Origin of the sequence: Methylobacterium persicinum, assembly GCF_022179525.1 — a bacterium.
Taxonomy (GTDB): Bacteria; Pseudomonadota; Alphaproteobacteria; order Rhizobiales; family Beijerinckiaceae; genus Methylobacterium; species Methylobacterium persicinum.
The window spans coordinates 189,188-201,226 of the sequence record NZ_BPQX01000011.1 but is presented as its reverse complement, the minus strand read 5'-3'; the positions used below and the strand labels follow the sequence as shown (position 1 = coordinate 201,226).

At 73.9% G+C, this 12,039-nt stretch carries 6 protein-coding genes; all 6 read right to left on the bottom strand.

Annotated elements, in window-relative coordinates:
- Positions 1-426, bottom strand: a complete 426-nt coding sequence (locus tag MFF22_RS03210) for a YeeE/YedE family protein (RefSeq protein WP_012752929.1) — start codon at positions 424-426, stop codon at positions 1-3.
- Positions 427-1,087: 661 nt separating this feature from the next.
- Positions 1,088-1,411 (bottom strand): ArsR/SmtB family transcription factor, encoded by a 324-nt coding sequence (locus MFF22_RS03205; protein ID WP_238247525.1) that lies wholly within the window; start codon positions 1,409-1,411, stop codon positions 1,088-1,090.
- 777 nt (positions 1,412-2,188) lie between these two features.
- On the bottom strand, positions 2,189-5,563 hold the full coding sequence (locus MFF22_RS03200; RefSeq protein WP_012752931.1) for a UvrD-helicase domain-containing protein: 3,375 nt from the start codon (positions 5,561-5,563) through the stop codon (positions 2,189-2,191).
- On the bottom strand, positions 5,563-8,223 hold the full coding sequence (locus MFF22_RS03195) for a PD-(D/E)XK nuclease family protein (protein ID WP_153874040.1): 2,661 nt from the start codon (positions 8,221-8,223) through the stop codon (positions 5,563-5,565). The genes MFF22_RS03200 and MFF22_RS03195 overlap by 1 nt, the downstream gene beginning before the upstream one ends.
- Positions 8,224-8,467: 244 nt before the next feature.
- A complete protein-coding gene (locus tag MFF22_RS03190; protein WP_012752933.1) occupies positions 8,468-10,735 on the bottom strand; it encodes a DEAD/DEAH box helicase in 2,268 nt (755 codons plus the stop codon).
- Positions 10,710-12,035, bottom strand: coding sequence for an ATP-binding protein (locus MFF22_RS03185; RefSeq protein ID WP_066925038.1), 1,326 nt, complete (start codon positions 12,033-12,035; stop codon positions 10,710-10,712). The genes MFF22_RS03190 and MFF22_RS03185 overlap by 26 nt, the downstream gene beginning before the upstream one ends.
- Between the last annotated feature and the right edge of the window lie 4 nt (positions 12,036-12,039).

Sequence of the window (12,039 nt, the reverse complement as noted above, 5' to 3'; positions counted from 1 at the left end):
TCAGGCTCCGATCAGGTGACGCGTGACGAAGACCGTCACGGCGGCGGCGGCCATGAATGTGCCGGTCGCCACGAGGGAGCGGGGCGAGCCGCGGCCGACGCCGCAGACGCCGTGGCCGCTGGTGCAGCCGGCTCCGAGCCGCGCGCCGAAACCGACCAGCAATCCCGCAAGCCCGAGGAGCGGGAGCGAGGCCTCGACCGCCACGGGCGGCCTGCCGCCGCCGAGGCCGGCGTGGACGAGGGGCGCGAGAAGCAGGCCGGCGAGGAAGGCGGCGCGCCAGCCGATCCCGCCGCTGCTCGGCGGCAGCAGGCCGCCCAGAATGCCGCTGACGCCCGCGATGCGGCCGTTGAGTATCAGGAAGAGCGCTGCGGAGGCGCCGATCATGAGACCGCCGAAAACGGCGGAAAGCGGGGTGAAGGTATCCATGGCACTCACTCCTGGACCGCGGTGCCGGGCGTCTCGCGCAGGCTTGGAGCGATCCCTCAGGCGCCGGGGGCGTGGCCGTCGTGAGCGGCAGCGTCCAGCGACGGCGCCACCAGATTAGTGATGTCTAAATTAGAAATATCTAATTAAATGTCAAGGGATGGCGGGGAGACGGCGGAACGGGCCGCGCTCCACACCGCCCCTGGCGTGAACCGCCGGATCGAGGCGGCGCTTCACGAGAGCCTCCGCTGGCACGGGGGCATCCCGAGGCGAGCGGCCGGCGGTCGCGCGAACTGGACGGGAATGGGATCGCGGGCCCACGTCGGCGGCCAACGCGGCGACGCTGGCCGGGATGGCTCTCGGGAGCGGTCACGGACCGGCGCCGGTCACGGCTCCCGGCGGCCGTGGCCGCCTTTCTGCCGCCTCACGCCGTCCAGGACTGGGGCCCGCCGTTGCCTGTCCTGAGGCGCCTCGACCTTCGGGCCGCCCGGGCGATCGATGTCGAGCGCGACGCCCTGCGGGCACGCCGGGGGTTCCGATCCGGTTGGCCCCGGAGCCGACGACCGTGGCAGCCGGGTCGACCAGGCCGTCACGGCGGCGCTGGGTGGACGGCCAAGCCGCCGACGCGGCGGAGCGCGCGCCTGGCGGAGCCCTGGTTACCCGATCAGCCCGCCTCCGGGCAGAAGATGTCCTTGAGCATCGCGAGCAGGCGCGCGGCGCGGGGATCCTCCAGGCGATAGTGGAGCGTCTGGCTCTCGCGCCGGAAGGCGACCAGCCCGTCCTCGCGCAGCTTGGCGAGATGCTGCGAGAGGGCCGATTGGCTGAGGTCCACCGCCTCGGCCAGGCTCGTCACGTCCATCTCGCCCCGGGCGACCAGCAGGCATAGGATGAGGAGACGCTTCTCGTTCGCGAGAAGGCGCAGCAGGCGCGCGGCATCGGCCGCCTTGTCCTGAAGGCGCAGCAGGTCGGTCGTTGTCACCGCATCCATCGACGTCGGCCGCCCTGTATTAGACAACCCTGTTTTAGCTGGCACTAACATGGTGGCTCTGACAGGAATTCCCAACCCTGGCGATGCCGGGCAGGCAGACGTGGCCGGCGCGTAACGCGCTCGACATCTTCGCCCGGCATCGCATGTTTCCCGCGGGAGCATCATCCGTCGAAGCCGGTGAGTCCACCGTGGGACGCAGGACAACCGCGCCTGCGGGCGGGAGCGCGCGCTCGAAGCCGTCCGGGAAGCTCTCTGATGGACGTCTCAAGGCGGCGCCACCGGAATTCAGTCGGCAGCGGCGGGCTCGGCACGCGCTCGGGGGAGACCGCCCGGCAGGTCGCTCTCGCGCAACGGGTTCATGGTCCGCGCCGCGGCCAGCACGGGACGGCGGCGTCGGCCGCACCGGGACGGGCAGAGCACACGCGCCCGCCCACGCCCGTCGGCGCCGGCCAGCGACCGAGCCTGCCGATCCCCGGGAACGGACTGTTTCCTGCGCTCTTCACGCAGACCCGGGGATCCGCTGTCAACCGCTTGAACTTGCTCACACTCTGCGTCCTTGCTCATTCACGAGCCGGAGCAGGCCGAGCCGCGTTGACCTGGCAAGTGATGAGTGCCTTCCTCCGCCGTTCGCGAAGGCGCAGGCTCCCACGTCGAGGCAAGGCTTCTCCCCAGGCATCGGCACCGGACCCTCCGTTCCGGGAACATGGCGGCCTTCCGAACAGGCCGGGTGATGCCCGCGCAGCGGCCTGCGGAAGCCCGGCCGCTCTTCCTCGTCGCTCATCCAGCCCCGACGTCGGCCATCGCGGCGCGGGTCACCGGGACGACCCGGCCGCTCGTCACGAAGACGATCAGGCCGAGGCGCGCGCCCGTCGTGAGAAGGTATCGGGCCACCTGACGCCGGTAGTCGGCGAGGACCGCCTCCGCAGGATCCACGTCGCTTTTCCAGTCCACCACGATGTCCGGCTTGCCGACCGCGTCGCAGGCAATCGCGTCCACCACGCCCGCCGTCGCCTGGTCCTCGTCGGCGAGGCTCTCGAACCCGAACACGGGCAACTCGGCCTGGAGGCGCTCGCGGATCCCGGCGATCTCGGGAAGGCCGAGCGCCCGGGTCACGCTGGCCGCGACCTCGGCCAGGTCGACCTCGGCCCCGGCAGCGTCGCCGGTTCCGAGACCGAGCTGCCGGGCGAGGAGCCCGGCGCGCCGTCCGAGATCGTCGCCTTCGCTCGCCTCGCCCGTGAGGATCTCCTCCAGCAGCTTGTGGATGAGGATGCCGCGCTCCCGGCTGCCTGTCGGCCGTCCCCCGGGTCCGCGCCCGCCGTCGGTACCGCCCTCGACCAGGCCGGGGGCGCCGGACGTCTCGGGACCCGCCGCATCGCCGCGGCTGGGGACGATCCAGCGCAAGCGGCGCTGCCGGGCGACGGCGGCGGCCTCGGCGGCGAAGATTTCCCGTGTCTGACCGTTCGCGAATTCCGGCGCGACGGCCGGCGTCCCGACCGGCAGCCGCTCCACGTCGATGGACGGCAAATCCGCCAGCCCGAGGTCGACCACCGCCGACCAGGACGTGCTGGCGCCCGGCTCGGCGAACCGCGTGAGCACCAGCGTCTCGCGGGCCCGCGTCGCCGCCACGTACCAGAGGCGGACCCGCTCGTTCCCGACCTCGCGCTTCTCGGCCTCCAGCGCCTCGTCGTAACCGGCCGGGCGCACCCCGAAGACCGGGCAGTAGAGACAGTTCGAGGCGCGGTCGACCAGGGCTCCGGAGACGGCCTTGGTCCGGGTGGTGGTGTTGATCGGGATCACGACGGGCCATTCGAGCCCCTTGGACGCGTGCATGGTGAGCAAGGAGACCGCGGCCTCCTGCGCGTCCGGCCGGCCCTCGACCGTGCGCGTCCGGCCCTCCCAGGCCGCCCTCATCGCCCCCGCGAAGGCCCGCAGGCCGCGCACGGCGAACGGGCGCGACATTTCCAGGAACAGGTCGATGTTGGCCAGCGCCCTCTCGGCGTGGCCGTCGTGACGCTGCTGCACCACCGGGCGCAGCATGAGCGCGTCGACGGCTTGGCTGAGGATGTCGTGCGGTGTCGTGCCGAGCGCCCGCTTCGCCAGGGCCTGCAACCGTTCCAGCACCGGCCGGGCCACCGGATGGTTCACCTGCGCGACATCGACGTGCAGGCGCAGCCTGGGGACGCTCTCCGGGCGCTCCGGGTCGCGCGGCAGTCCGTCGACGAGGTCGAGCAACTCCTCGTCGGTCAGGCCGACGGCCGGCCCCCGCAGCAGGGCCCCGAGCGCGAGCGTGTCGCGCGGGTCGGCGAGCACCCGCGTCAGCGCGATCAGGTCATGCACCTCCTGCCGCCGGAAGAAGCCCTTGCCGGCCTGGGTCGAGACGGGGATGCCCCTGGCCTCAAGCGCCTCCTCGTACCGCCAGAGGTCGCTCCCGCTCGGTGCCAGCAGCGCGATGTCGCCGGCCCGGAGCGTGCGGGTGCCCGCGCGCTTGCAGGTCACGAGCTGGTGCCCGATCAGGCGCGCGCAAAGGTCCGCGACCGCTTCCGCCTCGGCGTCGCGCAGCGCCTCCGCGGTCCGCTTCGCCCCGTCGGCACCGGCCGGCACGTCGAGCGCCGCGATGCAGGGTCCGCGGTCGTGGTCGGGATGGAAGGCGTCGAGCGCCGCGAACCCGGGTTGCCCGACCCCGTTCAGGATGTCGCCGAAGCGTTCGTCCACGTAGGCGAGGATCGAGCGGCAGGACCGGAAGTTCGTCGAGATCGCGAGGACGTCGTCGGGCGAGCGCGCGAGGATGCGGTCGCGCGCCCGGACGTAGGTCGACACGTCCGCCCCGCGGAAGCGGTAGATCGCCTGCTTCGGATCGCCGACCAGGAACAGCGCGCCCGGCCGCAGCACGCGTTCCGTCCACGCGTCGGCCGCGCCGTCGGGCAGCTCGCCGCACAGCCGCCAGAGGATCTCCGTCTGAATCGGGTCCGTGTCCTGGAACTCGTCGACCAGGACGTGGCGGTAGCGGCGCCCCAGCGCCTGCCGCACGGTCTCGTGCGCGCGGAGCAGCGTGGCGGCCGCGGCGATCAGGTCGTCGAAATCGAGCAGGGCGCCGTCGCGCTTTCGGGCCTGGTACCGGTCGAGAACGGTCCGCACCGTTCCGACGAGCCTGGCCAGGAGTTCGCTCGCGGCGTTGGCCTTCAGCCGGCGCCAAGCCTCGCAGCACGCGACGTGCAGGCGCTCGGCCGACGCCTGGAGCCGGTCGGCCTCCGTCTTCGGAAGGCCGACCAGCTTGGCGGCGCCGGCCCACTTGCCTTTGCCCCCGCGGTACTTCGCGAAGTCGCCGTCCGCCTTGCACAGGCTCGCCTCCGCCGCCGCCGTCAGGATGGCGACGAGGTCGGCGTCGGCGACGCCGGTGTCCGGCAGCCGCGCGGCCATCGCCTGGAACGCCCGCACGTTCGCGGCGGTCTCGCCCTCGGAAACCCCGCAGCTCCGCTGGAAGTCCGCGAAGGCCTGCACGCTGGCGCCGAAGGCCCGCACCAGGTCGGGGAGGGGTTCCGCCGGCGCGGTGCCCACCGCGCGCCCCTCGCGCAGGCAGCCGGCCACGCGGTCGATGGCCGCCAGCGCCGCGTCGGGGTCGGCCAGAACCATCTCCGCGACGAGGCCGCCGCCGCCGGAGAGGCACTCGCGGAGCCAGCCGTCGCGCAGATCCTGGAAGATGCCGTCCGCCTCCGCCTCGTCGGCGACCCGGGCGCCCGGGTCGATGTCGGCCTCGACCGGGTAGGGCTTGACCAGGCGCTGGCAGAACCCGTGGATGGTGGTGCAGGCCAGCGCGTCGAGATGCTCGCCGGCCTCGACCAGCCGGGCTCGCTGATCCGGAGACAACCCGTTCGGGAGGACGACCCGCAGCTCCTCCGGGACCTGCCCCTCGACCAGCCGGCCGACGACCTCGCCGACGCGCTCCAGCAGCTCGCTGGCGGCGAGTTCCGTGAAGGTGACCGCCGCGATGGATCCGGGGGCGACGCCCGCGGCCAGCATCATGGCGATGCGGCCGGCCATCAGCGCCGTCTTCCCGGATCCGGCCCCGGCCTCCACGAGCAGCGACCTGTCGTGGGCGGTCATGGCGAGCGCGCGCTGGGCCGCGTCGGCGAGGCCCCGGTCGTGGGCGGTCATCAGGCGGCCTCCCAGACGCGGGCGGCCTCGCCGAGCGCCGTCGTCACCAGGTCGTGCTTGCGCGGGCAGTAGGTCTTGTCGGCGTTCGCCGGCAGCGCGAAGGCCAGGTCGTTCCAGGCATCCCGGGCATCGGGGCCGGCGAAGGCGTTGCCGGCCCGCAGGCTCGCGCCGGCCGCGACGAGATACGTGGCCAGCTCGTCGAGGGCCTCGTCCGGCCGTTCGAGCCGGAGGCACAGGGATTCCCGCGGGAAGTGCAGCGAGGCATCGATCGACACGTCCGCGCCGAGGAGCACGCGGGTGGCGTAGCCGTACAGGCACCGCTGCAGTTCGCGGCCGCCGTCGAGGACCGTCCCCGCCTCGCGGGGCTTGCCGGTCTTGTAGTCGCGCACCCGCGCGCTGCCGCGGTCGTGCGACAGGTCGAGCCGGTCGATGTAGCCGGAGATCCGGAAACCGGTGCCGGGTATCGTGACCGTGGCGTCGCTGTCCCAGGGGAGGGGGTGGTGGTCGCGCTTCGGCGGCTGCCCGCCGAACGGGACCTCGACCCAGCTTCCCTGCCCGAGGAGAGGCTGGTCGGGGTGGGTGAGCGCGGCCAGGGCGAGCGCGGCCGTCTCGTCCAGGGTCCGCCGCCAGATCAGCCGCGGCGGGATCGGGCGCTCGCGCTCCCAGACCTCGGCGACGGTGGCGAGGACCGCGGCCAGCGCCCGGCGCTTGCCCGCGTCCGTCGACGGGGCGAAGCCGCCATCCGCCTCCAGGGCGACCACCGCGCGTTCGAGCACCTCGTGCAGGAGGTTGCCGAAGGCCTGATGACCGAGCGTGAGCGGCTCCGCGGCCGCGTCGGCCGTCTCCAGGCCGAGCCCGTAGGTCCAGACGAAGCCCAGCGGGTCGCGCAGGAGCTTGCGCAGCGACCGGGCGGAATGGGTGCGATCCAGGATCGCGAGCACGACCGGGTGGTCCGGCCGGACGCGCCCGTCGTGCGCGGTCAGCTCCGCCCGGCCCCAGGCCCGCCAGCAGCCCGCCGCGCAGATGGCCGGGGCCGTCGCGCGGAACTCCGCCGGCCGGGCCATGAGTCGGTCGACCTCGCCCACGGCGTGGGCCGGGACGCGGTTGCGCCCCAGGTAGGTCTCGGCCGCGCCGAACTCGCGCAGCAGCGGGCTCCTCCCGAGCAGGCGCCCGTCGGGGCCGCGCCGCGGCCGGGACAGCACGACGGCCCCGGCGCTGGTGGCCAGAATCGCGCGGAAGTCGCTCCTGTCGGCCAGCGGCCTGGGGAAGGGGTCGAGAAGACGGGACGGCACGAGATGGTCCGACAGCAGCCGATCTTCCGCGCTGACCTGCGGCCAGCCGCGCGAGCTCAGCCCGAGCAGGCGCACGAAGCGCCGCGGGGCGGCGGCCAGCGCCGAGGCGGGGGCCCAGACGACCGAGGCGCAGGCGTCCGCCCCGTCGTCGATGCGCAGGCGTCCCAGCGTCAGGTCGACGACGGCCGGCGCCCCCTCGATCAAGGCCTTGCGCCAGATCCGGAGCGCCAGGCCGTGCAGGAAGCGCTCTCCCGCCTCCGCCGCGACCGACACGCCCTGCACGAGCACGCCCACGACGTCCCGCAGCGCCGGGACGTGGTCCTGCCCGTCCGGGAAATCCTCTGCCCGGAGGCTGTTCAGCAGCCGTTCCCAGGCCGTCGGGTCGGTCAGCGGCGCCTCGCGCGGAAGGACGCGGGTCCATCGCTCGGGCAACGCGGCGAAGGGACCGGGGCCGTCGCGCAGGAGGGCCGCCAAGCGGCGGACGCCGTCCTGCGAGATCCCCCTGACCAGGACGTCGGCGAGGGCGGCCGCGGCCTGCCCCTCGCGGACGCTGGCGGCGGGCACCCCGTGGACGAAGCGCACGTCGAGGTTCGCCTCCGCCCGGAGCGCGAGCACGACGTCGTCGTACTCCTCGGTGCGGCAGGCCGCGACCGCGATGTCCGCGGGCGCGGCCTGCCCGGACGCCATCAGCTCGCGGGCCCAGCGCAGCGCCTCCAGGACCTCGTGCCTCGGGGTCGCCGCGCTGCAGACCGCGACCGCCGGCCGTTCCGGCGCGCACGTGACGACGCGGATGCCGGCCGCCTCCACCCAATCCGGGACGGAGCGCGGCCCCGCCACCCAGGTCACGGGAACGTGCGCGACCAGGGATGCGACGAGGCCGCGCCAGCACGGCGGCACGTCCGGGAGCCCGACGATCTCGACGGGCCCGAGCACCCGCGGCGCGTGGGCGAGACGCGCCCGCGCGGCCTCGGCGAGGTCGACGGGCCGCATCATCCCGGCCGGCAGGCGGGCGAGGACGGCCTCCTCCAGGCGCCGGACCGAGGCGGTCCGGTCGGCCGGGTCGGCCGACCGCGCCAGGTCGAAGGCGGCCAGCCACGCCTTCCGCACGGTCTCGGCGGCGGCGTCGACCATGCCCGGCAGCGTCTTGATGGGATCGAGCTCGCCGAGGTCCGTTTCGGCGAGGGCGGCCGGCAGAAGGCTCTTGAGCGTCTCGTCGTCGACCGGTCGCGCGAAGCCCCCGGCGAGGCGCGCCACCATGCGCTCCACGGGCATGAGCTGGACGCCATGGTCGGACCGGCGCGCGGCGGCCAGCCGGCCGTCCGACATGGCGAGGCGGCCTTGGATCACCACCGTCCGGCGCGCCATCATGCGAATCATTTCCCCGACCGTCGACCGTCACCCATCTCCGGCGAGGCTGAAGAAACGGTCAAGCTCGTACGAGTCGCCCCGGCCCAGCCGTGCACAACCTGCTCGAACCTGACGATGGCCGAGGCTTTGGCTCCGCGCCCGGGCGCGAGCTTGCGCGCTCTTCCCGGCGCGCCCGTGCCCAGCGCGGCCCGCTCGGGGTCGCCAGCTTCCCCTGGGCCCGCTCGGCCGCGCCCGTCACCGGGCGTCAGGCTTCGGGCACGCCGTCGAGCATCTCGGCGGCCAAGCCCGGCATCCGCGCCAGGACGCCCTCGTTTCGCCGGGCCCAGAAGCGCCGCAGCAGCGTCTCCGGAACATGCTCGTCGTACTTCGCGGTCTGGATGGTCCCGACGAACTCCGCGACGGCCGCGAAATCGCCCGGCACCATGCTCGCAACCCTGCGCAGGACCGCTCGGGCGTCGTCCGGGCTCACCCCGGGGAGCGTGACGCCAAGGTCGTGCGGCTCCGCCGGCAACCCGAGCATCGACAGGATGACCGCCAGGACGTCGCACGTCGCGCTGCCGCGCCACGCGAAGAGGTGAAGGTCGCGCCCGGTGTGCACCATCCGGGAGCGTCCCAGACCGAGGCGGCGGTAGGCCGACCGCCCCTCCGCGAGGAAGGTGCGGGCCCGCGCGTCGAGGTAGGCCGGCACGTCGTCGGCCTCGAAGACGCCGCGCATCTCCGCGAGGAGGCGGTCGTGCGTGGGCTCGGCGAACAGCCGCTCGAACTTCGGGATCACCCCGCCCCGGTGCGCGGAGACCTGCAGGACGTGGGCCCGCTCGTCCACCTCCTCGACCAGCCAGCGGCGCCCGGCGAAGACGACCAGGGTGCCCTGGGCGACCGCGTTGGTGAGCGGGATCGTGCCGAGCGCCCGGGTCCCGGCGACCAGGCGCCACTCCGCCCCGCTGTCGAACAGGGCGTAGAACTCGCGCGCGTGGACGAGGCGCTCGCCGCGCTCGCCCAGGAGCAGCGTGCCGTCCGGCGCCTGCTCGATGAGGCCCACCCCCGTCCGGGCCGCGCCGCGCAGCAGCTCCGCGAAGTCGCCCGGCGTCACCGAGGCGAACACCCCGGGACCGCAGAGAAGCCGATGGAGCGCGTCGGCCCGGGCGCCGCCGCGCTGCGCGATCACGGACAGGACCTGGTGCAGCAGGGCGGTCGCGAGCGCGGCGTCGCTGGCCAGCGGCGGCTCCACGAAGCGGGCGGCGAGCAGGCGGATGGCCGCGACCGCGCGCACCGCGTCCTGGCGAAGCTCGTCGAGGACCGAGGAGCGCGTGTCGAGCTCCTGCTCGCGGACGTAGATCCGGAGGATGGCGGGCACGCCCGGCCGCCGCCCCGTCCGGCCCAGGCGCTGCCGCAGCGACGCCAGCGAGCGGGGCGCGCCGACCTGGGCGACGGACCGCACCGAGCCGATGTCGATGCCCAGTTCCAGGGTGGAGGTGCAGACCGCGGTGGTCGGCAGGGACGCGTCCTTGAGGCGGCTTTCGAGCTCCTCGCGCAACTCCTTGGAGAGGTTGCCGTGGTGCGGGAAGAACTCGTTGGGGACCTCGCCCCGTTCGGCCCGGCGCCGCAGCCTGTCGGAGAGGGCCTCCACCAGCCGCCTGGAGCCGCCGAAGACCAGGTTGTTGCTGCCCCTCAGCGAGGCGAACAGGTGGTCCGTGATCGCGTCGAGTGCCGGCACCGGCCCTGCGCCGGCCGCGCCCTCCGCCTCGGCCCCGTCGGTGCCGTCGGCGTCGAGCGGCTCCAGGTAGCCGAGGATCCGAAGCTGGAGGTCCAGGCCGGCCCCGCCGTCCTGGAGCAGGCGGACGCGCTCCGGCGCGGTCGGGCGAAGCCAGGCCGCCGCAGCCTCGGCGTCGCCGATGGTGGCCGACAGGCCGACCCGTCGCGTCCTGCCCGGCGCGCCGAGGGCCTCGACACGTCTCAGCAGCGACGCCAGGTGGAGCCCCCGTGGGCCCGACAGGAGGGCATGCACTTCGTCGACGACCACGAAATCCAACGCCGCCAGCAATCGACTGGCATCGGCGGGACGCCGGATCAGCAGGGCCTCGACGGATTCCGGGGTGATCAGGGCGATGCCGGCCGGCTTGGCCAGCATCCGCGCCTTGGCCGATTGCGGCGCATCCCCGTGCCAGCGGACAAGCGGGATCTCCATCCGCTCGCAGAGCTGGTCGAGCCGCTGGAACTGGTCGTTGATGAGCGCCTTCAGGGGGCTCACGTAGAGCACCGCCAGGCCGGGTTCGGCCCGGCCGGCGATCCGGGTCAGGATGGGCAGGAAGGCCGCCTCGGTCTTGCCGGCCGCCGTCGCCGCGGCGACCAACACGTCGTCACCGCCGTCGAGGACGGCGTCGATCGCGCGCGCCTGGATGTCCCGCAGCCCCGTCCAACCCTGCTCCCGGATCCAGGAGCGGACCTCCGGGGCGAGGCGGTCGAAGGCCCCGTCGCGGAGGCGCCGCTCAGAGGCGGAAGCTGACGAGCTCATCGCCGGGCGCCGGGCTGGAGGGGACGTCGGCGTCCGCCCCGGCGTCATCTGCCTGGTCGTCGCTGCGGACCTCGACGTGCCCGAGCAGCTCCTTCCAGCCCGTGCCGGGGTTCTGCTCGATGACGGCAAGCAATTGAACGAAGGCGCGGATCGTGTTGCGCGGCGTCCGGAAGTAGGCCTCGCCGATCCGGTCGTTGCAGTGACCCATGAAGGCGCCGAGCGCCTCGTCCGGCACGAGGTGCCTGGCGGGGTCGCCGCCGGCGAACACCGCCCGGATGTTCGACAGCAGGATCAGCATGTCCTCCGGGGTCAGGTTCTGCAGCCGGATCACCGGGCCCGACAGGTCGACCAGGCCGCCCTTCGCGAAGGCATTCTCCGCCAGCCGGCTCTGGAGCGCCTGGTAGCTGTACAGCCCGCGGCGGGTGTCGAGCAGGAATTCCGGCGTGCCGCCCAGGGCCAGGCCGAGCCCGCGCACGTTCCCCTGCAGCACATCGTTGAGGATGCGCAGGACCTGCTCGAAGTTCTGGTTGCGCGCCTGCGCGCTCTGGAGCTTGTACAGGTTGACCAGCTCGTCGAAGACGACGAACAGGCCGCCGTAGCCCGCGAGCCGGACGAAGGCGGCGAGCAGCTTGAGCGCGTCGTAGACGTTGTCGTCGTCGACGATGGTCCGCACGCCCAGCGCCTGCCGGGCCTCGGTCCGCGTCGAGAACTCGCCGCGGAGCCAGCGCAGGGCCGCCGCCTTCAGCGCCTCGTTCCCGTCCTCGCTCCCGCGCCAGTACGCCTTCAGGACGACCGCGTAGTCGTAGCCCCCGACCTCGTCCTGGAGCGGCGCGAGCCTGCGGTCGATGACCCGCTCGACGGGCAGGCCGGCCTGTTGCGCCTCCTTGACCGCGTCCGTGACGAAGCGCTCGACGACGCTGCCCAGGGCGCCCCCGTCCGGCTTGGTGCGGGTCGCCATGTTGCGCAGGGCCTCGGCGTAGAGGGCCCGCGCCTGCCCCGCGCTGGCGTGCAAGCGGCGGTCCGGCGCGAGGTCCGCGTGCACGGTGACGAGCTTGCGTTCGAGGGCGACGAGCCGGACCAGGTTGAGGAAGAAGGTCTTCCCGGCCCCGTACTCGCCGATCACGAACCGGATCGAGGACCCCTCGTCGGCGACGCGGTCGATGTCGCGCACCAGGGCGGCGATCTCGGCGGCGCGCCCGACCTGGACGTGGCGCAGGCCCGTGCGCGGCACGACGCCGGCCGAGAGGGCCTGCAGGATCGCGTCACGGTCCCGCGGGCGGATGGTCGGGGCTGGCTGCATGGGG

Coding starts and splice junctions, on each gene's coding strand:
- MFF22_RS03195 (WP_153874040.1), bottom strand. CDS start 8,223: ATGATGGCGCGCCGGACGGTGGTGATCCAAGGCCGCCTCGCCATGTCG.
- MFF22_RS03205 (WP_238247525.1), bottom strand. CDS start 1,411: ATGGATGCGGTGACAACGACCGACCTGCTGCGCCTTCAGGACAAGGCG.
- MFF22_RS03190 (WP_012752933.1), bottom strand. CDS start 10,735: ATGAGCTCGTCAGCTTCCGCCTCTGAGCGGCGCCTCCGCGACGGGGCC.
- MFF22_RS03185 (WP_066925038.1), bottom strand. CDS start 12,035: ATGCAGCCAGCCCCGACCATCCGCCCGCGGGACCGTGACGCGATCCTG.
- MFF22_RS03210 (WP_012752929.1), bottom strand. CDS start 426: ATGGATACCTTCACCCCGCTTTCCGCCGTTTTCGGCGGTCTCATGATC.
- MFF22_RS03200 (WP_012752931.1), bottom strand. CDS start 5,563: ATGACCGCCCACGACCGGGGCCTCGCCGACGCGGCCCAGCGCGCGCTC.